Genomic DNA, 24428 nt, shown 5'->3' with positions numbered 1-24428 from the left:
CTTTATCCACCCATCTGGCTTGGAAGAAACGTTGCGACTTGCGGGAACGCGATCAGCAGGACGACGAAGACGAGCGCGATCGGCATCACCCATGCAACGCTGGCGAATACGTCGCGCAGACTGATCTTGTTGCCGAGGTTCACTTCTGGGTCCTGCGCTACGCCGTGAATGATGTAGGACAGGATGCCGACGGGCGGAGTGATGACGGCGAGCTCGCCCATGAAGACGACGAAGACACCGAACCACAGCAGCGAGATGTCGAGGTAAGCGAGCGTAGGGATGAGCAGTGGTACCGTCAGGAGCATCATCGCGAGGGCGTCGAGGAACATCCCCATCACGAGGTAGACCACGGTCATCAACGCGAGGAACTGCCACGCCGTCAAGCCAAGGTTGGTTGTCCAATCGGTGAACCCGGTCGTCAATCCGGTCAAGGGAAGCATTCTGGACAATGCGGTTGCGCCGAGAAGCATCAGGAAGATCGATCCGGTGCTTGCTACGGCACTCACAGCAGCCTCGCTGACTGCGGCAAATGGGCGGTCGCGGCGACGTGCGAACAGTGCGACGAACAGCGCAACCATCGCCGCAGCGCCGCCGGCCTCGGTAGCGGTGAAAACGCCGGAGAACATGCCAACCACGACCACCAGCACGAGGACCGGAACCGGCCACACCGAAACGAGTGCACGCCACTTGGCACCCGTGGATTCCGGAGCGACGTCCACCTTCTCCGGTGTCTTCGGTTTGACAATCGATGCCGCGATCATCAGCGCGATGCTGAACAAGACCGCCACTGCCACACCGGGGCCGACTCCGGCCAAGAGTTGCTCTCCAACAGGGACTTCCGCGATCCCGGCGAACACGACAAGAGTGATCGAGGGTGGTATGAGCTGGCCGGGCAGTCCGGCGGCCATGACGGATCCGATGGCCAGACGCTTGTCGTAACCCGCTCGGAGCATCTCGGGGATGCCGATACGTGCCAACGCATAGGTAGTCCCGACTGTCGAACCGCTGACCGAGGCGAGCCCAGCTCCCGCGAGGTTGGTGCCGACTGCCAGGCCGCCGGGCATCCACCCCAGCCAAGTCCGTGCGACATCGTAGAGCTTCTCGGTCACTCCGGATCGCCACAGCAGCAGACCCATGAATACGAACATCGGAACGACACTCAACGTCCATTGTGCAACATTGTGATACGGCAATTTGCTGACGGTGCTGGTGACGACACCGAAGTCGCGCAGTGCCCACATTCCCATCAGCGCGGACACCAAAAGCGCGAAACCGATGTGCATCCGCAGGAAGATCAGGCTCAGTAGCAGGACGATCGACAGGACGCCGATGGTCTCCTTCGATCCGCCGAGGAACGTACCGACGGTGGACCCGACGGCTGCCGCGACGAATACTGCAAGGGTGATGCTTCCGCTCGGGAATCGGCCTGCTCGAACTCGACCGGGCATTGGTTTGGAGGGTTCGCGCGTGGCTACGGCGGTCATCGTGCCTTCTCTGTGTCGGCCGCGTGGTCGGATTCGGGAGAGACAGCAAAAGAGGATCCGGAATCGTCGATGTCTTCGTCGTGTAATTGTTTCCATCCGAGACGTACGTACTGTACGGCGAAGAGTGCGAACGTGATCGGGACGAGGTACGTCAGTGGCCACGCTGCGATATCGGTCAGTCCGGCCGTCAGCTCGATGTCGCGATTGTGTTGCGCATGATCGAACGAGTAGGCGACGGTAACCAGGCAGACCGCTGCGCACACGATGCTCGAGCCTGCGGCAACGTACCGCTTGGCGGCCGCAGGGAACCGTGTGTAGAACATATCGGCCCACACGTGTTCGCCGCGATGCATCGCGATCACGAAGCCCAGTAGGACGACCAAGGGCATGTACCAGTACTGGACTCGTTCGAGGGTGCCGGTTACGGGCTCCCCGAACACAGTGCGAGAGAACGCGTTTGCGACGGTATGCACCATCATGGCGAGGAGCCCTACGACCGCAGGTATCTCGACCAGCGTGAACAGGCGATTGCCTACAGGATTCGTCAAAACAGGTGCTCCGCTCGAAAGAGTGTGATGCAAACAACTCTATCTATACGAATGATGCGAAGCAATAGAATCGGACATTCAGTACTGGCCCGATGCGCCACCATCGACGGAGATGGCCGACCCTGTGAGGAACGGGACATCTTCTCGGAGAAGGAAAACTGCTGTGCGCGCGACTTCTTCGGCACTGGCCATACCGCGACCACCGACACCCTGGGCCGGGATCGCTTGACCGTCGCGAGCGAGAAGTGCCCTGAACTTACCGATGATGGGTGTGTCGGTCGAACCAGGACAGATACAGTTCACAGCTATCCCGTGCTCGCGTACCTCGGCCGCAGCAGTTCTCGTCAGCCCGAGAATTGCGTGTTTCGCGGCAACGTAATCCGCGCGCTTGGCTGCTCCTTGCAGGCTCGCGATGGATCCTGTGTTGACGATCTGCCCCTTGCCCGTCGTGATCATGTGTGGAAGAACATACTTCAGTCCGTAGAACATGCTGTTCAGGTTGACCGACATCGTGGTCGACCACTCGGCCGGAGACATGTCCACGATCGCTCGGTTGACTCCTGCTATCCCGGCATTGTTGAAGAACTGATCCGGAATGCCGAGTGTGTCGACCGCAGCGGCTACGTAGTCCTCGACCTCAGCGGGATTCGAGACGTCAGCTCGGTGCGCGACGACGGTGCCGGCCGACATCCGACTGGTCTCTTCGGCGCCGGCGAGATCGATGTCGACGGCGAGTACCTGCGTACCTGCCTGCGCGAGTTCGAGACATACAGCTCTGCCTATCCCGCTTCCGGCGCCGGTGACGATCGCAACCACCTCAGCGCCCCTTCCAGACCGGAGTCCGTTTCTCCTTGAACGCCGACGCCCCCTCGCGGGCGTCTTCCGAGCTTCTGACCGGCTCGTAGATCTTCCACATCTCCGCGAATTGCTCGTCGTTGGACCAGTCGCGGGCCTTGGTGATGATCTCTTTGGTCGCCCGCACGGCCATCGGGCCGTTCTTCGCGATCTTCTTCGCCAGCTCCAACGCGACCTCCAGCGCCTCTCCCGCTGGGGTGAGCCGGTTGATCAGGCCGGCGTCCTTGGCTTCCTGCGCACTGATGAAGTCACCGGTGAGGCACCACTCGACGGCCAACGCGCGCGGGACCCGGTCGGGCAGCCGGAGCAATCCGCCACCACCGGCGAGCAACCCGCGCTTGACTTCGGGGAGTCCGAACACTGCCGTCTCGGACGCCACCACCAGATCACAGGCAAGCACAATCTCGAATCCGCCCGCGATGGCGTGGCCCTCGACAGCGGCGATCAGCGGTTTCGCCGGGGGAGTCTCGGCGACGCCCGCGAATCCCCGCCCCGGAATCGACGGCTTCTCACCGGCAAGGAAGGCCTTCAAATCCATTCCGGTGCAAAAACTTTTGCCCTCGCCGGCAATGACACCCGCGACGAGGTCGTCGCGGGCATCCAGTTCGTCCATGGCGTCGGCGATGGCCTGCGCAGTGGCAGTGTTGATCGCGTTGCGGACCTCGGGACGGGTGATCGTGACGACCTGTACACCCTCGATCTGCTCGACCCTGACCAGAGCACTCATCGTGGCTGCATCCGGATCGCGCCGTCGAGCCGAATGACCTCACCGTTGATCATGGCGTTGTCGACGATGTGCAATGCAAGCTTGGCGTATTCGTCGGCGTCACCCAACCGGGCCGGGTGTGGAATCTGGGCGGCCAAGCCGTCGCGAATTTCCTGCGAGAATCGGGACAGAATCGGTGTGTCGAAGATTCCAGGAGCAATGCTGTTGACGCGAATCAGCTTTCGCGACAGATCGCGAGCTGCAACCAAGGTCATACCTACAACACCCGCTTTGGCCGACGCATACGGAATCTGGCCGATCTGACCTTCCCACGCTGCGACGGATGCCGTCATGATGACGACGCCACGCTCACCGTCGACCGGTTCGTTGCGGACCATGCGAGCGGCCGCGAGCCGGAGAACATTGAAGCTGCCGATCAGGTTCGTCTGGATCAGCGAGGTATAGAGCTCCAGAGAGCCCGGTGTGCCGTCCTTTTCGACGACGCGGACGGTTCCGCCGCGACCCGCGCAGTGCACAACGGACCGAATGGGAGCCCGCGCTTCGGCGAGATCCAACGCCGCATCGACGGCGTCGGGATCGGCGACGTCGGCGGGACCGAACTGCACGAAGTCGCCGAGCTCCTGCGCCACGTCCTTGCCGGCGGACTGCGGCAGATCGACGATGACAGTGTTGACGCCTGCGGCGACGAACCGCTTGACCGTCGCGAGTCCGAGGCCGGACGCCCCGCCCGTGACGACCGCGGAAGAATTGGTGAGATCCATGAACCGACTCCTTACTTCAGTATCTCGATGATGGTTGCGTTGGCCATTCCGCCTGCTTCACACATGGTCTGCAATCCGTAACGGCCACCGGTACGTTCGAGGTGATTGATCAACGTGGTCATGATGCGGGCGCCCGACGCACCCAATGGATGCCCTAGTGCAATGGCGCCACCGACGGGATTCAGCACGTCCTGATCGACGCCGAGTTCCTTCGCCCATGCCAGCGGTACCGAGGCAAATGCTTCGTTGACCTCGAAAGCGGAGATGTCGGCCAGCGTCAAACCCGCCATTTTCAACACCTTTTCGGTCGCCGGGATCGGGCCGGTGAGCATCAGTAGAGGATCGTCGCCGATCACCGCGGAGGCGACGATTCTGGCCCGGGGCCGCAGACCCAACTGCGAGGCCCGCTCCTCGCTCATCACCAACAGGGCCGCCGCACCATCGGTGATCTGCGACGCGTTCCCGGCGGTGACGGTCCAGTCGAGGTCAGGGAACTGCGCTCGACGCTCGTCGGTGCCGAACACGGCTTTCAGTCCGCCGAGCTTCTCGGCCGTTGTGCCCGTTCGGATGGTTTCGTCGGCGACGAGGCCACCGACCGGCACGATCTCGCCGGCAAAGTCCGCCTCCGAGGCTCGTGCGTGGGAGCGAGCGGAGTATTCGTCGAGTTCCGACCTGGAGATTCCCCACTTCTGTGCGACGAGTTCCGCGGCGACTCCCTGCGGCACCAGCACTGGGAACCGCTCTCGAACACCCTCGCCGAACGGATCGGCGTCGCCGCGTGCACTGCCCATGGGGACCCGGCTCATCGATTCGACCCCGCCTGCGATCGCGATCTCGTACGCACCGGCCACGACGCCGTGGACGGCGAAATCCAGTGCCTGCTGGCCGGAGCCGCATTTGCGTTCGACCGTCACCGACGGCACGTGGGCCGGGAAACCCGCGGACAGCACAGCCTGACGGCCTGGCGTTCCAGACTGCTCACCGTTGCCGCCGACGCAGCCGATGATGACGTCGTCCAGCAAGCCCGCGTCGAGCGAGGATCTGTCCGCCAACTGCCTCAATACCTGACCGAGAAGGTCGGCGGGGTGAAGGTGTGACAGTCCACCTCCGATTTTGCCCTTGCCCATGGGCGAACGTACGGCGTCGACGATGACTGCTCGTGTCATGAAAACCCTCCTGAAGCAGGTTTCTGGAAAGCTCGCGAACTATTCATGATTATGTTTAGCATGAACCTAGTGGCCGACGAGTGAGATCTTGTACCGTAGGTCACACCGGATTAGTATAATCATGAGCATGAAAGAGGTGGCCATGTCTGCCAGCACACTCACCGACGACGAGCGCGCCATCAAAGAGGTGGCCGCCAAGGTCGCCTCTGAGCGGTACGCCCCCAAGGCTGCGCAGTGGGATGCGGAGAGAACTGCGTTCCCGCTCGAAGAACGCAAATTCCTCGGATCGCTCGGCTTCCTCGGGATCGCCCTTCCCGAGCGTTTCGGCGGAGGAGGTGCGCCGCTTCAACAGGCGCTCAACGTCATCGAGGAGTTCGCCTACCACTGCAGGCCCGCCGCATTCCAGATCTTCGAGGCGAACACCGGCCCAGCCCAGGTGATCGCCCGGATCGGAACCGAGGAGCAGCGAGAGCGGTTCCTGCCTGGAATCATCGCCGGCGACCTGACGATGGCCGTGGCGATCTCCGAACCCGACGCGGGCTCTGCTGCCACGGATCTGACCACCAAAGCAACGGTAGACGGCGACACGGTTCGAGTCAGCGGAAACAAGCGCTGGATCTCCAATGGCTCCGAGGCCGACGTCTACCTCGTCTATTCGCGCATGAGCGATGCCCAGGGCGCGAAGGGGATCGGCGCTGTTCTCGTCGAAGCCAATCGCGAGGGTGTCAGCTACGGCGCACGCGAAAAGCTCATGGGCTTCCGCGGGATCCCGTCGGCCGACATCTACTTCGACGATGTCGCCGTTCCGAAGGAGAACATCGTCGTCGAACCCGGTGGCTTCCGCACGCTCTTCACCGCGTTCTCGATCGAGCGACTCGGCAATTCGACGATGAGCCTTGCGCTTGGTCAGGCGGCGCTCGACCAGTCGATCCGCTACGTCCAGGAGCGAACGCAGTTCGGCAAGCCGTTGATCGAGTTCCAGGCCGTACAGATGACGATCGCGGACATGGCGCTTCAGGTCGATGCCGCCAGGCTGCTGCTGCAGCGCGCAGCTGCATCGGTGATCGACGGGGAACAGCTCCCCAACTCGCTGCACGTCTCCCTTGCCAAGTGCACCGCTAACGAGATGGCCAAGAAGGTCACCGACCTGGCGATGCAGCTTCACGGCGGCAACGGTTACACCGAGGAGTTCGGCATCGAGCGCATGCACCGTGACGCGCACGGCTGGGCGCTCGCCGGCGGGACGCCGACCATGCAGAGAACCCGAATAGTTTCCGAATTACTGGGACGTTCGTTCGACCAACGCGCTTGAATAACGAAGTAACTTGAGAAGGAGTACAAGAAATGCAGCGATATGAAGGCCGCATCGCCGCCGTCATCGGCGGAGGATCCGGCATGGGCCGTGCCATCAGCCATCGTCTCGCCTCGGAAGGCGCGTTCGTCTACGTCACCGACCTCAGTGAGGAAGCCGCGCGCAAGGTTGCCGCGGAGATCGAGGCCGAGGGCGGTCGGGCGACGGCCGTGACGGTCGACGCGACGAACAACGACGACCTGAAGTCGCTCTTTGCCAAGATCGACGCCGAGAAGGGTGTACTTCATGCGCTGCACGCCCAGGTCGGCATGCCGGGTCCGGGTGGGCTCGAGGTCGACGATGCGACGTGGGACAAGAACATCGACGTCAACGTCAAGAGCGCCTACTACTCCACGACGCTCGGGTTCGAACTACTCAAGAAGGCGGGCGGCAAGGGCTCGGTGACGCTGACCTCGTCGACGTCGGCGCTCATCGGTTCGCCGTTCAGTCCCATCTATTCGATGACGAAGGGTGCGCTCGTACCGTTCGGTCGCGCTCTCGCACTCAACGGCGCCAAGGATGGAATCCGCGTCAACGTCATCTGCCCCGGGCAGGTCAAGACGCCGATGCTCGCTCAGTTCTTCGGACGCGAGCCAGGATCCGACGTCTCTGCTCTCACCGCTGACTTCGTCGCGACTATCCCACTCGGCCGCGGCGCCGAGCCCGAGGAGATCGCGTCGGTCATCGCATTCCTCAACAGCGACGACGCCAGCTACATCACCGGCGTCACCATCCCCGTCGACGGCGGCCTCACCGCGCAATAAGCGCGCCAGATCAGAAGGGACTCTCATGGTTCAGGTCGGCTTACTGCTCAGCGACGTGCCGAAGTCGGTGACGCCGGCGCAGCAGTTCAAGGACATCCTCCGCATCGTCGAGACCGCGGAGGACAACGGTTTCAACTACATCGCCATCGGTCAGCACTTCCTCTACGGCGATCTTCGCTGGCTCCAGCCGGTGCCGCTGCTCGCTCGCCTTGCCGCGCACGTCGCGCCGACGACCAAGCTCGTCACGCAGATCATGATCGCACCGCTGTATCACCCGGTCATGCTCGCCGAGGAGATCGCGACTCTCGACGTCGTCACCGAGGGCAGGTTGATCTTCGGTGCCGGATTGGGCTACCGCCCCGAGGAATTCGACTACCTTCAGGTTCCGTACAAGGAGCGAGCCGGGCGGTTCGACGAATCCCTCCAAGTGATGAAGCAGCTGTGGACCCAGGACGAGGTCACCTTCGAGGGCAAGTACTTCCAGCTCGACGGTGTCAAGCCGCACTTGCATCCGGTCCAGCAGCCGCACGTTCCGATCTGGATCGGCGCTCACGCCATGGGCGGTGTGCGCCGAGCAGGAAAGTACGGCGACGCCTACGCCGTGCCGCCCGAGACCCCGAAGCACGAGGTCGAGGAGCGCTACCGCGTCGTGAAAGATCTGTTCGAGGCACGCGGCAAGGAATTCGGCCTTCAGCCGCTTCGCCGCAACGTCCTCGTAGCGGACAGCAAGGAAGAGGCGATGGTCGAGTACGCCCGTGTCGCTCAGGGCCGGTATCTCACCTACGCCGCCAAGGGTCTCGACGTCATGGCGGGCCGCGACCTGGCGAACCAGTTCGCCGAGTCGGTGTCCGACCACGTCATCGTCGGAACTCCGGACGACGTCGTCGGCAAGCTCACCGACCTCGTGACCACCCTCCCGGTCGATCCACTGCTTCTGCGCCCCCAGTGGCCGACGATGGACGGCGACGAGACCATCGCCGCGATCGAGCGCCTGGGCAAGGATGTCGTTCCGTCGATGCTGGCCCTCGAACCGTTCCGGGATTTCAAGTGAGCCAGACATACACCGATCTGCACCCCAATTTCACAGACCCCGAGGGGTGGACGCTCAGCAACGTTCTGCGGACCCACGCCGCAGCCACGCCCGACGCCACCTTCCTGGTGACGCCCGAGGAGAAGCTGGAGTTCACCTACTCCGAGATTCTCGGCTCCGCAGAACGTATCGCCGGCTCATGGCATGCCGCAGGCGCGCAGCAGGGTGACCGCGTCGTCATCATGGCGATGAATTCCTCCCGGCTGGTGCGTAGTTGGTTCGCTGCCGCCGTCGGCGGAACCGTCGAAGTGCCGATCAACACCAACTACGAAGGCGAATTCCTCCGCCACCAGATCGTCACGGTCGGAGCCCGCTGGGCCGTCATCGACGACACGTTCGCCGAGCGCTTCGTCGCCATCGCCGAGCACAGCCGCGGCATCGAGGAGTTCTGGGTCATCGACACCGGAACCGCGGACAAGGCGATCGCCCTGCTGCGCGAGCACGGTTGGCAGGCCGAAGCCTGGGACGAGCTGGAGAAAGGTACGCCCGTCACCGTTCCTGCGCCGCGGGCGCAGGACCTCGGGGCGATCTTCTTCACCTCGGGCACCACGGGGCCGTCCAAGGGTGTCGCGATGCCGCACTCGCAGCTGTACTTCTTCGCGCAGGAAGTCGTCTCGCTCACGCGGCTCACTCCCTCGGATCGCTACATGACGACGACGCCGCTATTCCACGGCAACGCCCAGTTCATGGCCGTCTATCCAGCGCTCGTGGCGGGCGCCAGTGCCGTGGTGCACCCCAAGTTCAGTGCAAGTCGATGGATCGACATGGTCCGTGACTCCGGTGTCACCGTCACCAATTTCGTCGGCGTCATGATGGACTTCGCGTGGAAACAGGCGCCACGGGAGAACGATCGCGACAACCGGTTGCGCGCCGTGTACGCAGCCCCGATCGCGGACACCGTCGTCGAGCAGTTCAAAGATCGTTACGGCATAGAGGCTTTCGTCAACGCATTCGGTCTCACCGAGACGTGCGCGCCGATCCTCACTCCGTACGGCGAGAAGATCCCGCCCGGCGCGGCAGGCAAGGTGGCGTCGGACTGGTTCGACATCAGGCTTGTCGACCCCGAGACCGACCGCGAAGTACCCGTCGGCGAGGTCGGAGAGCTCGTCGTACGCCCGGTCCAGCCGTGGACCTGCAGCATGGGCTACTACGGCATGCCGGAGAAGACCCTCGAAGCGTGGCGCAATCTCTGGTTCCACACCGGTGACGCACTGCGGAAGGACGAGGACGGCTGGTTCTACTTCGTCGACCGCTACAAGGACGCGCTGCGTAGGCGCGGGGAGAACATCAGCTCCTACGAGGTCGAACAGGCCGTACTGGCACACCCGGCGGTCGTCGAATGCGCTGTCATCGGGGTACCCGCCGACGTCGAGGCCGGCGAGGACGAGGTGCTCGCTGCCGTGGTCGTCAGCGAAAAGGCCGATCCTGCCGAGATTCTCGATTGGTGCAAAGGACGAATCCCGGCCTTCGCCACACCTCGCTACGTCCGTTTCCTGGACGCACTTCCCAAGACACCGTCCGAGAAGGTCCGCAAGGCAGTACTGCGCGACGAGGGCGTCACCGCCGACACGTTCGATCGCACTGCGGTGCCGGTCGCATAGCGCAGGAGATACACATGGACTACTCTTCCGACCCCACGCACGACGACATCCGCGCCGCGGTCAAGACGCTCTGCAAGGCGTTCCCCGACGACTACTGGATGGAGCACGACGACAGCCACGAATTTCCGTGGGACTTCTACAACGCTGTGGCCGAGGGCGGTTGGCTCGGCCTGACGGTCCCCGAGGAATACGGCGGCGGGGGACTCGGTGTCACCGAGGCCGCGATCGTCGAACGTGAGATCTCGGCATCCGGAGCAGGTATGGGCGGTTGCAGCGCCGTGCACATCGGCATCTTCGGATTCGAGCCGATCATCCACCACGGTAGCGAGGCGATGAAGAAGAAGTACCTTCCTCGCGTCGTCACCGGCGAGCTGCACACCTCGTTCGCCGTCACCGAGCCCGATGCAGGCACCGACACCACCAACATCAAGACCTTCGCGAAAAAGGTCGACGGTGGATTCGAAGTGTCGGGCAAGAAGGTCTGGATCACGAAGGCGCAGGAAGCGGAGAAGATGCTGCTGCTGTGCCGAACGAGTCCGCGTATCGACGGTGAGAAGCGCACCGCGGGAATGACGTTGCTGTTCGCCGACATGGACCGCAGCAAAGTACAGATCCGCCCGATTCCGAAGATGGGACGCAACGCCGTCGACACCAACGAACTGTTCATCGACGAGCTGTTCGTCGCGGACGAGGATGTCGTCGGCGAGGTCGGTCATGGGTTCCGCACCATCCTGGGCGGTCTGAATGCCGAGCGCGTGATCTCGGCCAATGCCGCCCTCGGCATCGGTGAGGCGGCGCTGCGCCGCGGCACCCAGTACGCGAAGGAACGCGAAGTGTTCGGCCGGCCCATCGGAAAGAACCAGGGCATCGCATTCCAACTCGCCGAAGCGCGCATCCGACTCGACGCTGCGACCGCTGTGGTCGACAAGGCCGCGTGGATGGTCGACGCCGGTCTGCCGTGCGGCCGAGAAGCAAACGCCGCCAAGTACTTGTGCGCCGAGGCAGGCTTCTTCGCCGCCGACGCAGCGCTTCAGGTGCACGGCGGATTCGGGTTCGGCAAGGAGTTCCACGTGGAACGGTACTTCCGCGAATCCCGTCTGATGCGGATCGCGCCGATCAGCCAGGAAATGGTCCTCAACTACACCGCCGAGCACGTTCTCGGTTTGCCGCGCAGCTACTGAGAGGACTTCTGACATGCAGCCGTATCGTTCGATCCTGTTCGTTCCCGGTCACCGGCCGCGGTGGGTGGACAAGGCCGTCGCGTCCGGCGCCGACTGCGTCGTACTCGACCTGGAGGACTCGGTGCCCCTGGCGGAGAAAGAGGCTGCGCGCGGCACCGTCGCAGAATCCATCGCACGAGTGCGCGAGACCAATCCCGATGTGGGACTGTTCGTTCGAGTGAACCCGCTCGCGACTCGGCTCACCGGCGCCGATCTGGAAGCCGTCGTCGTCCCCGGGCTGACCGGAGTGTTCGCGCCGAAGATCGAAAAGGCCGTCGACGTGCTGCAGTACGACACGTTGCTCGACCACTTCGAGGCACGCAACGGTGTCGACGGCCTCGAGTACATCGTGCCGGTCGAGACCGTGAAGGCGATCCACAACTCCCTCGAGGTAGCGACGGCATCGCCGCGCGTGGGCGCGATGATCGGCCCGTCGGCCGAGCACGCCGATATCGCCCGCGAGGTGGGATACGAATGGACGCCCGAGGGGCTCGAAACCCTCTATCTGCGTAGCCGGGTTCTCCTCGCGTGCCGAGAAGCGAAGATCCACGCGCTGACCGGATTGTGGGAGGACCTTGAAAATCTCGATGGTCTTCGGGAATTCGCGGTCAAAGGTCGTCAGCTCGGATTCCGCGGCATGATCGCGATCCACCCGTCGCACGTCGAGACCGTCAACGATGTGTTCAGCCCGTCCGAGCAGGACATCGAGTTCTACCGAGGGTTGGCCGAAGCATACGAAAAGGCAGAGGTGCAGGGGACCGGTGCACTGCGGTACCGAGGTCTGCACATCGACAAGGCGCACTACGACAAAGCAGTTCAGTGGCTGGAGCGCGCCGAAGCGATCACCAAGAGAGGCGAGAAGTAAATGCGAGGCTTGTATTTCGAAGAGTTCGAGGTCGGTAAGCACTACAAGCATGCGATGACCCGCACTGTGACCGAGATGGACAACGTCATGTTCACCTCGCTGACGATGAACATTCAGCCGCTACACCTCGATGCGGAGTTCTGCAAGGGCACGATTCACGGTCAGCGACTGTTCAACAGTCTCTTCACCGTTGCGTTGATCGGTGCGTTCCACGTACCCGAACTGACCATGGGAACCACCCTCGGCAATCTCGGCTACGAGAAGATCACCTTTCCCAATCCGGTGTTTCACGGTGACACTCTGCGTGCCGAGACCACCATCAAGAACAAGCGCGAATCCAAGAGCCGCGACGACTCCGGCATCGTGTGGTTCGAGCACATCGGCTACAACCAGCGCGACGAGATCGTCTGCGTACTCGAGCGCGTCGGCTTGATGGCCAAGCTGCCTGCAGAACTACAGAAAGAAGGTGCGTGAGATGACTGCCGTGGCGGAGATAGATCAGACGTGGGTACCGGACACCAGGACTCTGCTGATCGGCGATACCGATGCCCAGCCGCAGGGTGAGACGTGGAACGTCTACAACCCCGCCACCGAAGAGGTCATCGCGACCGTCGGGGGAGCGTCGAGCAGCCAGGTCGATGACGCAGTCGCCGCAGCGCGGAGGGCATTTCCGGCGTGGTCCGCACTGAGTGGAGAAGAGCGCTCGAAGCACATCCACCGCTTCGCCGACGCGCTGGAGAAGGCCGCGGACCGGTTGCTACCCTCGATCGTCAACGAGGTGGGGTGCCCGGTGTCGCTGGCCTCGTACCTGCAGGTGAAGATGGCCGTCGACGAGCACCTGCGCTGGGCCGCCGAGGCTGCGAAGACCGATCGTACGATCCATCTCGGCGAATACGACAAGCCGGTTCCGACGATGAGCGACGTGGTCCACCAGCCCGTCGGCGTGGTCGCCGCCATCACCGGATACAACTATCCGCTCAATCTCGCGATCTTCAAGTTCGGCGCCGCGCTGGCGGCGGGCTGCACCGTCGTGCTGCTTCCGTCGCCGCGAACCCCGCTCACCACCCTGTTCCTCGGCGACCTCATCAAGGAATCCGGCCTGCCGCCGGGCGTCATGAACGTCATCATCGGCGGTGCCGATGTGGGACAACAACTCTCGTCGCATCGTGGCGTGGATCGCGTCTCGTTCACCGGGTCCGACGGCGTCGGCGCGAAGATCATGGAGCAGGCGTCGGCCAACCTGACGGGTGTGACGCTCGAACTCGGCGGCAAGTCCCCGAACATCGTGCTCGAGGGTGTCGACGTCAAGAAGATCGCGGTCGAGATGCACCTTCGCTGGGCACGTAACGGCGGCCAGGGATGTGCAGCGCTCGCACGGCTTCTCGTGCACGACAGCGTGTACGACGAGTTCCTGGAAGCCGGCGCATCGGCGTTCGATCAGATGGTCGTCGGCGACCCATGGGATCCCGCGACGAACATCGGACCGATGATCCGGCCCGACCATCAGGCCCGCGTCAACGGTTTCATCGACGGATCGGTCGCCGAGGGCGGCACGAAGCTGCTCCAAGTCACCAAGCCGCTGCCGGAGAAGGGATGGTTCGTCAATCCGGTTCTGCTGGGCGGACTTCCGCACAGCGCACGGGCAGTGCAACAGGAGATCTTCGGACCCGTCGCGGTGATCGTGCCGTTCAAGAACACCGAGGAAGCGATCCGTCTCGCCAACGACACCGACTACGGTCTCGCGGCGAACGTCTGGTGCGACGATCCGATCGAGGCCAGGCGGGTCGCGGAGCAGGTCCGGGCCGGAACGGTGTGGATCAACGGAGGTGGCTCGATGCGCCCCGACGCACCGTTCGGCGGTTACGGCAAGTCCGGAGTCGGCCGTGAGCTCGGCGAGTGGGGCATGAAGGAATACCTCGAGGTCAAGCACATCCAGTGGAGGATCTGATGGGCGCCACCGGTCCGCTCGCGGGCATCAAGGTCGTCGAGCTCGGCACGATGTACGCCGCGCCGACGGCAGGGCGCATGCTGCGTGACTTCGGCGCGGAGGTCATCAAGGTCGAGGACCCAGCCTCGGGTGACTATGCACGGCAGTGGATTCCGCAGAAGAAGGGCTTGTCTCTCGGGTTCTCGCGGCTCAACGCAGGAAAGCGGTCGGTGGGAATCGATCTGCGCGATGCCGAAGGTCGTGCGCTGGTCAAGCGTCTCATTGCCGGCGCCGACGTAGTCATCGAGTCGTTCAGGCCAGGGCGTCTCGAATCGTGGGGACTCGGCTTCGAGGAACTGTCGAAGGACAACCCCGGGCTCGTTCTGGCTCGCGTGTCCGGCTTCGGCCAGACCGGGCCGAACCGCCTGCTGCCGGGATTCGGCACCGTCGCCGAGACGGCCAGTGGATTCGCCAACGTCAACGGTTGGCCGGACTCGCCTCCCACCTCGCCGCCGTTCGGTTTCGCCGACTCCATCGCGGGCCTGTCCGCAGCGATGGGCGTGGCGATGTCGTTGTTCAAGCGGGAAAAGACCGGTCTCGGTGAGGAAGTCGATGTCGCGCTGTACGAGCCGCTGATGTTCATCGTCGGAGACATGTTCCTGAAGTACACCGCGACGGGCGAGATTCAGCAGCGCATCGGTAATTCGACCGGAGCCGCGTCACCTCGCGGCATCTACGAGGCGGCCGACGGGAAGTTCCTGTCCATCGCCGCGTCCAATCAGGCTATCGCCAAGCGATTGTTCGCGGCGATGGGCAAAGCGGAGGTCATCGACGATCCTCGCTACGCGACCAATGCCGATCGCCTGCGGAACAACGACGACGTGCAGCAGATGGTCATCGACTGGTGCAAGAGCATGCCGCGCACCGAGGTGCTCGAGGTGCTCGAGAAGTTCGAGGTGGTGAGCGCACCGGTCAACGACGCATCGGACGTGGTGGAGGATCCGCATTTCCTGGAACGCACGTTGGTGGAGATCACGGGCAACGACGTACTCGGCAAAGTTCTGATGCCGGGTCCGGTCCTGCACATGAAGAGCTACGACGGTCCGGTGTACGACGGGGTGCCTGGGGTCGGGGAGCACACAGCCGAGATTCTTACGGCGGAGTTGTCCTTGAGTGCAGTTGAACTCAGCGACCTCGCCACGCGCGGGATCGTCAGCGCGTAGTTCGCAGTACATGGTCGACCAAGGTGCGGGCGTACTCTTCGGAGTGCGCCCGCACTGCGTCGTCCAGCTTCTTCGGTGTGCTGAGGGTGTGCAGAATGATTGCGCCGAGCAAGGTTTCGAGCAGCAGCGTCACCGAGGTGCCGGCGGGGAGCTGACCGCGGGCGATGGCTTTGCGGACCATCTCGCGTGCGGCGAGGGTTTGCGAGTCGCGGAAGAGCGCGAATTGGTCGGTGACGCCGGGGATGGAATCCCCCTCGATGGCCATGCGAAAAATCGCTCGTCCTGCTCCGCCGAGGTAGAGCCGCATGGTCTGGCGTGCGAGTTCGAGGAGGTCGGCTTTGATGTCACCGGAATCCTGAGTGGCGACGACGGTGATGCGGTCCTCGATGGCGTCCTGCAGCAGGGTGTTCTTGTTCGGCCACCGAAGGTAGATCGACGCCTTTCCGACGGAGGCCTGACGCGCGACGGCTTCGATGGAGAACTTGGCCCATCCCTGGGTTCCGAAGATGTCGACGGCGGCATCGAACACGCGTCGTTCCAGGTCGGGGTCGCGTGGGCGCCCCGTCTTGGAGGTGTCCGGCACAGCCGTCTCCTTCTCGTTCGAAAGATTTGTGACCTGAACCACTGAAAACCATTGATTCGTGTCAGGGGAGAGTGTACTTTCCTAGTTACGGACGAAGAACGTTCAGAAACGTTCCGCCTTCCTGCTGATTCGGAAGGTGTTCTCCCTTTTCATGATTGGTGGGCGCAATGGCGCTGTTGGAGCGGTACCGCGTGCTCGACTTCACTGATGAGCGTGGCTTGCTCGCAGGCCGAATGCTTGCCGATCTCGGAGCCGACGTGGTCCAGGTCGAGCCGCTCGGTGGATCCTCGGCGCGGACAGCCGAGCCACTCGGACCTCGTGGATCGTATTTCTGGGACACCTATGCGGCCAACAAGCGCGGCATCGCGATCGACTTCGAGGATCCAGCGGGACTCCATGACTTGATCGCTCAGGCCGACGTCGTGATCGAATCGGCCGGACCCAGCGTGATGGACAGCCTGGGGCTCGGATTCGAAAAGTTGCACACCCTGTACCCGCGCCTGGTCTACGTCTCGATTTCGGCGTTCGGATCCACCGGGCCGAAGGCGCGATACGCGGCCAGTGACCTCGTGGTCTGGGCTGCGGGAGGACCGCTCGACCCGCATCGGGAGGCAGATCGGCCACCGGTCAGGATCTCGATTCCGCAGGCTTTTCTCCATGCCGCCGCCGATGCCGCCGACGGCGCATTGTTCGCGTTGCTGGCACGGACACGCACCGGTCGCGGTCAGCATGTCGATGTCTCCGCGCAGGCATGTCTCGGAACAGCGACGCTGGGAAGGGTTCTCGCCCACACCGCAGGTGATGTAGCCCCGGAGTGGGAAAAACTCGTAGATGGTCCGGTGAAGAAGATCGATCAGTCCGGTAGCGGTTCCGGTACCGATCCCGCCAAGAAGAAATGGCGCTGCGCCGACGGTCTCATCGAATTCCATCTCACTGTCGGACGCGCCTCCGGTGCGTTCACCACCGCGTTCTTCGGGTGGATGGCGTCGGAGAATTCGGACTACGAGCGATTCGCGTCGATCGATTGGCGCGAAATTCCGGACATGGTGGCACGCGGGGAATTCGACGACGCTCGATTCGACGAGGCCCGCGGCGCCGTCGCCGAGTTCTTGGCCGGCAAGACGAAGAACGCTGTGCTGGAAGCGGCACGCGAACACCGTCTGCTGTGCGTGCCGATCTACGACACCGGGGACGTTGCTGCGAGCCCACAACTCGACGCACGGAGCTTCTACTCGACCGTCGTCGACGATGCAGGTCGCGAGATCAGGATGCCCGGTGCGTTTGCGAAGGTCGCCGGCGAGCCTCTCGAAGTACGCACACCCGCACCGTCGTTGGGACAACACACCGAGGAAGTTCTCACCGACTGGGTAGGCACGCGCGTCATGGAGAACGCGTCATGAGCAAGCCACTCGACGGAGTGAAGGTCCTCGACATGTCCTGGGTGGTAGCCGGCCCACTCGTCGGGCGAGCCCTTGCCGACGCAGGCGCAACCGTCGTGCGCGTGGAATCCGGCACCAAGGTCGAGACCGCGCGCCTGATGCCTCCCTTCGAGGGTGGTGTTGCAGGACATGAGAATTCGGCGCTGTACGGAAATGTGAATGCAGGCAAACTCGGTGTGTCGTTGGATCTTCGGCTCCCGGCCGCACGTGCCGTCGCCAGATCTCTTGCCGACTGGGCCGACATCGTCCTCGAGTCGTACGCACCCGGGCGAATGAAGAAGTGGGGGCTCGACTACGAGAGCCTGAGCGCGACGAATCCGGGCCTGATCATGGTGAGCAGTTCCATCAACGGACAGGACGGGCCCTACAGCGGCCTCGCCGGTTACGGAAATGTCGGTGCCGCCCTGTCGGGATTCCAATCTGCGGTGGGATGGGAGGATCGGCTTCCGCTCGGACCGTTCGGCCCGTACACCGACTACGTGGCTCCGCGGTTCGGCCTGGCGGCGTTGCTCGCTGCCCTGCTCGAGCGTGAGCAGAGCGGCGTCGGTGCGTACATCGACATCTCGCAGGTCGAGTGCGGTGCCTTCCTGCAATCGCCCTATCTGGCCCAGTATTCGGCCGAGGGAACGGTCGTCGCGCGGCGTGGCAACAGCGACGCAGCGTTCGCTCCCAACGGCGTCTACCCCTGCGTCGACGGACGGTTCGTGGCCATCACCGTCGGCGACGACGACCAGTGGCGGATGCTCGCCACGGTCATGAATCTTCCCGACGCCTCAACCAATTTCCGCACGCTCGACGTCCGACTGCGGCACAGCGACGAACTCGACGATCTCGTTGCTGGATGGACCGTGCGGCATCGTTCGCAGGACCTCGAAGATCTTCTGCAACGCGTCGGTATTGCCGCACACGTCTCGGCCGACAGCCAGGCTTTCTGCGAGGACCCACAGCTGAGACACCGAGGGCATCTGGTAGAACTCGACCACCCTCTGCACGGACGAGTGACGATCGAAGGCCCTAGGTACCAGCTCAGCGACACGCCATTGTCCGTCGACCGAGCGGCCCCGGTGTGCGGCCAGGACAACACATACGTACTCGGTGACATCCTCGGCCTCACCGCCGAGCAGATCGAAACATTGGAAAGTGAAGGTGCACTGACATGACGACAGAACTGACGGACGTCAGGCCGTCCTGGGTGGCGGACTGGGACGAACTCGTCGTCCGGGTAGGCGAGGACTTCTCCGACGGCAGTATTCGCTGGGGCGGTGATCCGGTCGAGTCCGGAACTGTCCGCCGGTATCTTGAACCGCTCGAGCTCGACAGTGCTATTCACTACGACGAGGATGCTGCCCGCGGCGCTGGGTTCGACGGTGTGATTTCGCCGTCCACTGGCCTGCTGTCCTGGGCGATCGCAGCGATGCGCAACCCCGGTGAGGAGACGCTGTACGGCAGTGCCGATCGCGACGCGCAGCCGACGCGAAGCCCGATCAACAACGAAGACCCGTATCCAGGACCGGAGACGAGTGGGTTCCTCACGGCCAGCATGGAACTCGACTTCGTCAGACCGGTCCTGCTCGGCGAACGACTCGGAAACCGAGGTCGACGACTGATCTCGTGCAGTCCCAAGCAGACCTCGCTGGGCCGAGGTGCGTTCCTGTCCTGGGAGAACGACATCGTCAGCGACCGCGGCGACGTCGTCGCGCGAGTACGCAACGTCGTCTACGCCTACAACCCCGTGACCGAGGACTCCGAATCATGAGATTTTTCGAAGACGTCACCGAGGGCGAGCAGCTCCCGGTGCCCGAATACCCGCTGTCGATGTACCGACTCGTGATGGCGGCGGGGTCGAACCGCGACTTCAACTCAATCCACCACAACTCCGAGTACGCCAAGGATTCCGGCGCACCCGAGGCCTACGCCAACGTGCTGTTCCTGATGGGCATGTGGGAGCGGGCAGTTCGCGACTGGGCAGGACCGACCGGTGTCATCGGATCGGTGAAGGGCTTCGCAATGAAGAAGTTCAACCTCGTCGGTACCACCACGACCGTGCACGGCACCGTCGTCGGCAAGGAGATTCGAGGCGACAAAGGCATCGTGGCGGTCGAACTGGTCAGCCGTAACGAAGGCGTCGTCACGGTTGGACCCGGAACGATGGAAATCGAACTGCCTCTCCAGAAAGCTCTGGTATGAAAGCCTCGATCGCCGGTCTCGGTGTGACCGAGATGGGCCGGATCTATGGCAAGACGGCGACGAACTTCGGCGCCGACGCGGTCCGTCGGGCAGCGGCCGATGCGCACCTCGAGCTGAGCGAGATCGACGGTCTTCTCATCAGCGGCGGAGTCACTGGCGAACTCGGCTTGCCGCTCGCGCAAGAACTCGGTCTCGAAGACCTGTCGCTGCTGTCGGTGATGCAGTCCTACGGCTCGACCGCCGGAGCGATGGTTCAGTTCGCGGCATCGGCCATCGAATCCGGACAGGCCACCGCGGTGGCCTGTGTATTCGCGGACGCGCCGTTGAAAGAGCGCGTCGCGACCGGGGCGTCCTATGCACAGGCCAACTCGGGCGGGGTCGGTTGGGAAGGGATTCTTGGATCAACCGGTGTCAACAGTGCCAACTCGCTGTACGCACTGGCAGCCAACCGGCACATGCAGACCTACGGCACCACCTCCGAGCAGCTCGGGTCGGTGGCCGTCGCGCAGCGGGCCTGGGCTGCATTGAATCCTCTTGCGCAGATGCGTGATCCGATCACCCTCGCCGACCACCAGGATTCGCGGATGATCAGCTCACCGTTCCATCTGCTGGACTGCTGCCTCGTCTCCAACGGCGGCGTCGCCGTCATCGTGACGAGCGCCGAGCGCGCCAGAGATCTGGCGCAGCCACCCGTCGACATTCTCGCGTCGGCACAGTCGCATCCCGGGCACTACATGCGCCGCAACGACGACTTCGGATTGGTGAGCGGAGCAGCACAATCCGGGCCGAAGGCGTTCGCTGCCGCTGGGCTCTCTCCAACGGACATCGACCTGGTCGAACTCTACGACTGCTATACCTACACGCTGCTGATCTCGCTGGAGGACTACGGGTTCTGCGACAAGGGGTCCGGCGGCGACTTCGTCGGGACGCCAGGTCTTCTCGGACCGGGCGGCTCGCTGAAGGTCAATACCGGCGGCGGACAGCTGTCGTCGTATTACATGTGGGGAATGACTCCGCTGTCCGAAGCAGTCATCCAGCTTCGCGGGCAGGCGGGGGAGCGTCAGGTCGACAAGCACGACACAGCGCTCGTCTCCGGCAACGGCGGCGTCCTCGATCACCATTCCACCCTTCTGTTGGGAGCCGGCCGATGACTGCAATCCTGTCCATCCCGCTTGCGCCTGTCCGCCGTGACGCCCAGACTGCCGACTTCTTCGACGGCACTGCGCGCGGCGAGTTACTGTTGCGCGAGAAGATCGGCACCGGAGAACTTCTCGCGCCACAGACCGCAGTTCCGGACGACGCCGACTACCGCTGGACACCTGCCAGCGGCCGCGGCCGAATCATCTCGTGGACCACCGTGTACGGCCGCAATGCCGAAGGCACCGTTGTTCCACAGCACATTCTTGCCGTCGTCGAACTCGACGAAGGCCCCTGGTGGTGGACCCGTCTGGTCGTAGAAGATCGCGAACCTGTGACCGGCGCGTCCGTCCACGCCGAATTCCACAAATCCGGCGATGCCGACGAGTACGAATACGTGCCCGTCTTCGTACTCGACTGAACCCCTTACCTTTCGGAATGGAACCAACGATGGACGTTTCGACCGCGATCAAGACATCGCCGATCTCCCGCTACCAGTACAAAGTGTTGGCCGCCTGTCTGCTGGTCATCACCATCGACGGATTCGACGTGTTCGTGATGGGATTCGTGCTCCCACACCTACCCGACGGATTCTTCGACAGCACCGCCGAGAAAGGCTACCTTCTCAGCGCGGGCCTGGCCGGCATGGCGGCAGGATCGATATTCCTTGCACCCCTTGCCGACAGGATCGGACGTCGACGCCTCATCCTGTGGGGCCTCGTCCTCAACCTGATCGGCCTGGCTGCGTCGGCGATGTCGCCGAACGTCGAGGCACTCATCGCCGCCCGCTTCCTCACCGGCATCGGTATCGGCGGAATGGCCGCCAGCCTCATCGTACTGGTCCAGGAGTTGTCACCGGAGAAGCGCCGAAACACCATCATGGGTGTGTACTCGATCGGCTTCCCACTCGGCAGCCTCGTCGGCGGCGGAATCGGAGCGCTGCTCGTGGCTGCCTTCGACGGCGCATGGCAGGTCATGTTCATCTTCGGCGCTGTTATCACTGCCGGGGCAGTCGCGGTCACATTGGCCATGATTCCCGAGTCGATCGACTTCCTGATCAGCAAGAACACACCGGAAGCCGACGCCGAGATCCACCGCTTCATCGTCAAACTGAACAACCCCGCCATCGACCCGAACGCCCGACCCGCAGTAGCCCCCGTCGTCGAGGACAACACCTCGGTTCGCGGCTTGTTCGCGAACGGCATGTACTACCGGACGCTGCTGACGTGGCTGATGTACTCGTGCTTGATGTCGGCGTTCTACTTCGCGAACACCTGGACCCCGCAGTTGGTGAAAGAGTCCAGTGGTAGCGCAGAACTCGGAACCACCGCCGGCCTGATCCTCAGCCTCGGCGGACTCGTCGGAGCACTGGTGTTCGGTGTGTGGACATTGAAGATCTCTGCGGGCCGGTTGCTGTGGACGGCAATGGCGATTGCCGCAGTCTCTATCCTTGCGTTCGCGGCGTTCTTCGGCCACCCGGGGATTGCCATTGCGCTCACCGTCGCGGTGGGACTGTTCACCTATATCGCGATCACCGCGGCTGCTGCTGTCGTCCCTCCGCTGTACCCCGTTCGGGCACGCTCGACCGCCATCGGGTGGATGCTGGGTATCGGCCGGTTGTTCTCCATCTCGGCGCCGATCGCCGTCGGCTACGCGCTGGCAGTGTTCGCTCCGCAGACGCTGTACTACTTCGCCGCAGTTCCGATGGTGGTCGGTGCATTGGCAACTTACGCACTGTGGAAGCACACCCGCGACGAAACTGCGCCGATGGACATGGTGGCGGAGCCGGTGACTGGTTACCCACCACTCGTGAAGGAAGGCTGACACATGCGAGACAAGCGCGTATTGGTGACGGGCGGTGGCTCGGGAATCGGCCGGGCCATCGCCGTCGAGGCCGCTGCCCAAGGGGCCGAGACTGTGATCGTCGCGGATATCTCTCCCGAGCTTCTGGCCGAGACCGAGACGCTGATCGCAGCGGCTGGTGCCAAGAGCGTCGCGCTGCGGGTGGACGTGTCCGACGGTGCACAGGTCCGGCAGATGATCGACGACGCCGTTTCCGCGGCCGGCGGGCTGGACACGCTCGTCAACAACGTGGGCGTCATCGACACCGGTTTCGTGTCGGGGGAGCAGGCCAACATCGTCGACCTCCCCGAGGACGTGTGGGACTCGGTCATGAACATCAACGTCAAATCTATGTGGTTGGCAACGAAATACGCTGCGCCGTATCTGCGCGCGTCCGATCGAGGGCCATCCATCGTCAACGCAGCCTCGGTGTCCGGGATGATGGGGTACAAGACGCCTGCGTACTCCGTCAGCAAGGCCGCGGTGATCCAGCTGACCCGCACAACGGCGATCTCACTGGCGAACGAGGTCCGGTGCAACAGCTTCTCGCCGGGCAGCTTTCGAACCACGATGGCGCAGAAGCATATCGACGCAGCCGAAGACCCGGTTGTGCAGGAACGCTTCATGAGCGGCGCACACCTGATCCCGCGACTCGGCGATCCCGTCGAGGTCGCCCGGGTTGCGTGCTTCCTCGCCTCGGACGCGGCGTCGTTCATGACGGGCACCAATGTCCCCGTCGACGGCGGCACCATGGCCTGGCGGGGTCTGCGGTCCTAGGTAGTGCAGCTCGAGCGGCGGAGCCGCCCCGAACACACTGGGAGCCGCCCTACATCCCGCCGTCCACGGTGATGATGGACCCCGTGGTGTAGCTGGAGGCATCGCTGGCGAGATACAAGGCGGCCCCGACGATTTCGTTGGGGTCGCCTCCGCGTTTGGCTGCGAAGGTCTCTGCGCGCTTGCTGAAAGCCTCCATGTCCCAGGCGTTGGAGACGTCGGTGAGGAAGGTGCCCGCCATGATCGCGTTCGTGCGCACGGTGGGCCCGAAGGTCTTGGCCAGTCCGACGGTGATGGCGTTCAGGCCGGCCTTCGCGGCAGCGTACGGCAGCACATCCGGCCGTGGCTTGGTCGACGCCGCACTCGAGATGTTGATGATGGATCCTCCGTCGCCCTGCGCCATTCTGGTTCCGATCAGGGCTGCGAGGCGGAATGGACCTTTCAAGTTCACGCCGAGGACCTTGTCGAAGAGTGTCTCGGAGATCGAGTCCACCGAGTCGTACAGCGGCGACATGCCTGCGTTGTTGATCAGCACATCAACCTTGCCGAAGTGCTCGTAGGACGTGTCGACCAGCTCGTCGAGTGCGTCCCATTTCCCGACGTGGGCGGCGATCGGGAATGCCCGACGCCCGGTCGCGTCCTCGATCTCCTTGGCCGTCACCTGGCACGACTCGAAATCGCGACTCGCGATGATGACGTCAGCACCTGCCTGGGCCAGCCCGAACGCCATTGCTTTGCCGAGGCCTCGGCTGCCGCCGGTGATCAGGGCGACGCGGCCCGAGAGGTCGAAACGAGAGGGGGCGTCGAACTGGGGCATCGTTTTCTCCTGGATCTGGACCGCTGTAGGCAATTCCTTAGTATGGTAATCATAGATTGACGAATGG

The 24428-nt window shown here is 63.4% G+C and carries 25 protein-coding genes; 17 read left to right on the top strand and 8 right to left on the bottom strand.

All coding sequences use genetic code 11. From position 1 onward, the window contains the following. Positions 1–2: 2 nt before the first annotated feature. The 6 genes from H292_RS0106445 to H292_RS0106420 form a co-directional block, all read right to left on the bottom strand. On the bottom strand, positions 3–1448 hold the full coding sequence (locus H292_RS0106445; protein ID WP_020110888.1) for a TRAP transporter large permease: 1446 nt from the start codon (positions 1446–1448) through the stop codon (positions 3–5). Between the two features lie 32 nt (positions 1449–1480). Further along, on the bottom strand, positions 1481–2032 hold the full coding sequence (locus H292_RS0106440; RefSeq protein WP_020110887.1) for a TRAP transporter small permease: 552 nt from the start codon (positions 2030–2032) through the stop codon (positions 1481–1483). Between the two features lie 78 nt (positions 2033–2110). Then, positions 2111–2848: an SDR family NAD(P)-dependent oxidoreductase gene (locus H292_RS0106435; protein ID WP_019663140.1), complete on the bottom strand. Its 738-nt coding sequence runs from the start codon at positions 2846–2848 to the stop codon at positions 2111–2113. Position 2849: 1 nt separating this feature from the next. Beyond that, on the bottom strand, positions 2850–3614 hold the full coding sequence (locus H292_RS0106430) for a crotonase/enoyl-CoA hydratase family protein (protein ID WP_019663141.1): 765 nt from the start codon (positions 3612–3614) through the stop codon (positions 2850–2852). Next, complete coding sequence (locus tag H292_RS0106425; protein ID WP_019663142.1) at positions 3611–4375, bottom strand: SDR family NAD(P)-dependent oxidoreductase; 765 nt, start codon at positions 4373–4375, stop codon at positions 3611–3613. The genes H292_RS0106430 and H292_RS0106425 overlap by 4 nt, the downstream gene beginning before the upstream one ends. An 11-nt stretch (positions 4376–4386) precedes the next feature. Further along, positions 4387–5541, bottom strand: a complete 1155-nt coding sequence (locus H292_RS0106420; protein ID WP_027498652.1) for a thiolase family protein — start codon at positions 5539–5541, stop codon at positions 4387–4389. A gap of 121 nt (positions 5542–5662) precedes the next feature. Here H292_RS0106420 and H292_RS0106415 point away from each other — a divergent pair, with 121 nt between their 5' ends. From H292_RS0106415 to H292_RS0106375, 9 genes are read left to right on the top strand one after another with little or no spacing between them, the layout of a single operon-like run. Continuing rightward, positions 5663–6853, top strand: coding sequence for an acyl-CoA dehydrogenase family protein (locus H292_RS0106415; protein ID WP_019663144.1), 1191 nt, complete (start codon positions 5663–5665; stop codon positions 6851–6853). A gap of 32 nt (positions 6854–6885) precedes the next feature. Further along, entirely contained in the window at positions 6886–7656 is a 771-nt protein-coding gene (locus H292_RS0106410; protein ID WP_019663145.1) for an SDR family NAD(P)-dependent oxidoreductase, read from the top strand. Positions 7657–7681: 25 nt separating this feature from the next. Next, entirely contained in the window at positions 7682–8707 is a 1026-nt protein-coding gene (locus H292_RS0106405) for an LLM class flavin-dependent oxidoreductase (protein ID WP_019663146.1), read from the top strand. Continuing rightward, positions 8704–10347: an AMP-binding protein gene (locus tag H292_RS0106400; protein WP_019663147.1), complete on the top strand. Its 1644-nt coding sequence runs from the start codon at positions 8704–8706 to the stop codon at positions 10345–10347. The genes H292_RS0106405 and H292_RS0106400 overlap by 4 nt, the downstream gene beginning before the upstream one ends. 14 nt (positions 10348–10361) lie before the next feature. Further along, positions 10362–11528: an acyl-CoA dehydrogenase family protein gene (locus H292_RS0106395; RefSeq protein ID WP_019663148.1), complete on the top strand. Its 1167-nt coding sequence runs from the start codon at positions 10362–10364 to the stop codon at positions 11526–11528. Between the two features lie 13 nt (positions 11529–11541). Continuing rightward, positions 11542–12432 (top strand): HpcH/HpaI aldolase/citrate lyase family protein, encoded by an 891-nt coding sequence (locus H292_RS0106390; RefSeq protein WP_019663149.1) that lies wholly within the window; start codon positions 11542–11544, stop codon positions 12430–12432. Further along, positions 12433–12906 (top strand): MaoC family dehydratase, encoded by a 474-nt coding sequence (locus H292_RS0106385; protein ID WP_019663150.1) that lies wholly within the window; start codon positions 12433–12435, stop codon positions 12904–12906. It begins immediately after the preceding gene. A 1-nt stretch (position 12907) separates the two neighbouring features. Beyond that, positions 12908–14380 (top strand): aldehyde dehydrogenase family protein, encoded by a 1473-nt coding sequence (locus tag H292_RS0106380; protein ID WP_026347434.1) that lies wholly within the window; start codon positions 12908–12910, stop codon positions 14378–14380. Continuing rightward, positions 14380–15582, top strand: a complete 1203-nt coding sequence (locus H292_RS0106375; protein WP_027498651.1) for a CaiB/BaiF CoA transferase family protein — start codon at positions 14380–14382, stop codon at positions 15580–15582. Before H292_RS0106380 ends, H292_RS0106375 begins: the two co-directional genes overlap by 1 nt. Here H292_RS0106375 and H292_RS0106370 read toward each other — a convergent pair. Beyond that, positions 15572–16165 (bottom strand): TetR/AcrR family transcriptional regulator, encoded by a 594-nt coding sequence (locus H292_RS0106370; RefSeq protein WP_020110884.1) that lies wholly within the window; start codon positions 16163–16165, stop codon positions 15572–15574. The genes H292_RS0106375 and H292_RS0106370 overlap by 11 nt on opposite strands. 167 nt (positions 16166–16332) lie before the next feature. On the opposite strand from H292_RS0106370, the gene H292_RS0106365 reads away from it, so the two are divergent. From H292_RS0106365 to H292_RS0106330, 8 genes are read left to right on the top strand one after another with little or no spacing between them, the layout of a single operon-like run. Then, a complete protein-coding gene (locus H292_RS0106365; RefSeq protein ID WP_020110883.1) occupies positions 16333–17565 on the top strand; it encodes a CaiB/BaiF CoA transferase family protein in 1233 nt (410 codons plus the stop codon). Further along, the gene (locus H292_RS0106360) at positions 17562–18764 is read left to right on the top strand and encodes a CaiB/BaiF CoA transferase family protein (protein ID WP_020110882.1); all 1203 of its coding nucleotides are present in this window, start codon (positions 17562–17564) and stop codon (positions 18762–18764) included. The genes H292_RS0106365 and H292_RS0106360 overlap by 4 nt, the downstream gene beginning before the upstream one ends. Beyond that, positions 18761–19360, top strand: coding sequence for an FAS1-like dehydratase domain-containing protein (locus H292_RS0106355; RefSeq protein WP_020110881.1), 600 nt, complete (start codon positions 18761–18763; stop codon positions 19358–19360). Before H292_RS0106360 ends, H292_RS0106355 begins: the two co-directional genes overlap by 4 nt. Further along, on the top strand, positions 19357–19791 hold the full coding sequence (locus H292_RS0106350) for a MaoC/PaaZ C-terminal domain-containing protein (protein ID WP_020110880.1): 435 nt from the start codon (positions 19357–19359) through the stop codon (positions 19789–19791). The genes H292_RS0106355 and H292_RS0106350 overlap by 4 nt, the downstream gene beginning before the upstream one ends. Further along, a complete protein-coding gene (locus H292_RS0106345; protein ID WP_020110879.1) occupies positions 19788–20942 on the top strand; it encodes a thiolase family protein in 1155 nt (384 codons plus the stop codon). The genes H292_RS0106350 and H292_RS0106345 overlap by 4 nt, the downstream gene beginning before the upstream one ends. Further along, entirely contained in the window at positions 20939–21349 is a 411-nt protein-coding gene (locus H292_RS0106340) for a Zn-ribbon domain-containing OB-fold protein (RefSeq protein ID WP_020110878.1), read from the top strand. Before H292_RS0106345 ends, H292_RS0106340 begins: the two co-directional genes overlap by 4 nt. 29 nt (positions 21350–21378) lie before the next feature. After that, a complete protein-coding gene (locus H292_RS0106335) occupies positions 21379–22752 on the top strand; it encodes an MFS transporter (RefSeq protein ID WP_020110877.1) in 1374 nt (457 codons plus the stop codon). A gap of 3 nt (positions 22753–22755) precedes the next feature. Then, on the top strand, positions 22756–23547 hold the full coding sequence (locus tag H292_RS0106330; protein ID WP_020110876.1) for an SDR family NAD(P)-dependent oxidoreductase: 792 nt from the start codon (positions 22756–22758) through the stop codon (positions 23545–23547). A gap of 49 nt (positions 23548–23596) precedes the next feature. Here H292_RS0106330 and H292_RS0106325 read toward each other — a convergent pair whose 3' ends face one another. After that, positions 23597–24361 (bottom strand): SDR family NAD(P)-dependent oxidoreductase, encoded by a 765-nt coding sequence (locus tag H292_RS0106325; RefSeq protein ID WP_027498649.1) that lies wholly within the window; start codon positions 24359–24361, stop codon positions 23597–23599. Between the last annotated feature and the right edge of the window lie 67 nt (positions 24362–24428).

The organism is Rhodococcus sp. 114MFTsu3.1, assembly GCF_000383555.1.
In the GTDB taxonomy this organism is placed as follows: Bacteria; Actinomycetota; Actinomycetes; order Mycobacteriales; family Mycobacteriaceae; genus Rhodococcoides; species Rhodococcoides fascians_E.
The sequence above is the reverse complement of the archived record's forward strand: the minus strand, read 5'-3'. Positions and strand labels throughout refer to the sequence as shown.

What these genes read in the sequence shown, in the direction of transcription:
- H292_RS0106365 (WP_020110883.1), top strand. Translation starts at nt 16,333, where the DNA reads ATGGCGCTGTTGGAGCGGTACCGCGTGCTCGACTTCACTGATGAGCGT.
- H292_RS0106360 (WP_020110882.1), top strand. Translation starts at nt 17,562, where the DNA reads ATGAGCAAGCCACTCGACGGAGTGAAGGTCCTCGACATGTCCTGGGTG.
- H292_RS0106340 (WP_020110878.1), top strand. Translation starts at nt 20,939, where the DNA reads ATGACTGCAATCCTGTCCATCCCGCTTGCGCCTGTCCGCCGTGACGCC.
- H292_RS0106390 (WP_019663149.1), top strand. Translation starts at nt 11,542, where the DNA reads ATGCAGCCGTATCGTTCGATCCTGTTCGTTCCCGGTCACCGGCCGCGG.
- H292_RS0106425 (WP_019663142.1), bottom strand. Translation starts at nt 4,375, where the DNA reads ATGGATCTCACCAATTCTTCCGCGGTCGTCACGGGCGGGGCGTCCGGC.
- H292_RS0106420 (WP_027498652.1), bottom strand. Translation starts at nt 5,541, where the DNA reads ATGACACGAGCAGTCATCGTCGACGCCGTACGTTCGCCCATGGGCAAG.
- H292_RS0106350 (WP_020110880.1), top strand. Translation starts at nt 19,357, where the DNA reads ATGAGATTTTTCGAAGACGTCACCGAGGGCGAGCAGCTCCCGGTGCCC.
- H292_RS0106335 (WP_020110877.1), top strand. Translation starts at nt 21,379, where the DNA reads ATGGACGTTTCGACCGCGATCAAGACATCGCCGATCTCCCGCTACCAG.
- H292_RS0106385 (WP_019663150.1), top strand. Translation starts at nt 12,433, where the DNA reads ATGCGAGGCTTGTATTTCGAAGAGTTCGAGGTCGGTAAGCACTACAAG.
- H292_RS0106325 (WP_027498649.1), bottom strand. Translation starts at nt 24,361, where the DNA reads ATGCCCCAGTTCGACGCCCCCTCTCGTTTCGACCTCTCGGGCCGCGTC.
- H292_RS0106330 (WP_020110876.1), top strand. Translation starts at nt 22,756, where the DNA reads ATGCGAGACAAGCGCGTATTGGTGACGGGCGGTGGCTCGGGAATCGGC.
- H292_RS0106410 (WP_019663145.1), top strand. Translation starts at nt 6,886, where the DNA reads ATGCAGCGATATGAAGGCCGCATCGCCGCCGTCATCGGCGGAGGATCC.
- H292_RS0106395 (WP_019663148.1), top strand. Translation starts at nt 10,362, where the DNA reads ATGGACTACTCTTCCGACCCCACGCACGACGACATCCGCGCCGCGGTC.
- H292_RS0106355 (WP_020110881.1), top strand. Translation starts at nt 18,761, where the DNA reads ATGACGACAGAACTGACGGACGTCAGGCCGTCCTGGGTGGCGGACTGG.
- H292_RS0106345 (WP_020110879.1), top strand. Translation starts at nt 19,788, where the DNA reads ATGAAAGCCTCGATCGCCGGTCTCGGTGTGACCGAGATGGGCCGGATC.
- H292_RS0106375 (WP_027498651.1), top strand. Translation starts at nt 14,380, where the DNA reads ATGGGCGCCACCGGTCCGCTCGCGGGCATCAAGGTCGTCGAGCTCGGC.
- H292_RS0106430 (WP_019663141.1), bottom strand. Translation starts at nt 3,614, where the DNA reads ATGAGTGCTCTGGTCAGGGTCGAGCAGATCGAGGGTGTACAGGTCGTC.
- H292_RS0106415 (WP_019663144.1), top strand. Translation starts at nt 5,663, where the DNA reads ATGAGCATGAAAGAGGTGGCCATGTCTGCCAGCACACTCACCGACGAC.
- H292_RS0106405 (WP_019663146.1), top strand. Translation starts at nt 7,682, where the DNA reads ATGGTTCAGGTCGGCTTACTGCTCAGCGACGTGCCGAAGTCGGTGACG.
- H292_RS0106445 (WP_020110888.1), bottom strand. Translation starts at nt 1,448, where the DNA reads ATGCCCGGTCGAGTTCGAGCAGGCCGATTCCCGAGCGGAAGCATCACC.
- H292_RS0106380 (WP_026347434.1), top strand. Translation starts at nt 12,908, where the DNA reads ATGACTGCCGTGGCGGAGATAGATCAGACGTGGGTACCGGACACCAGG.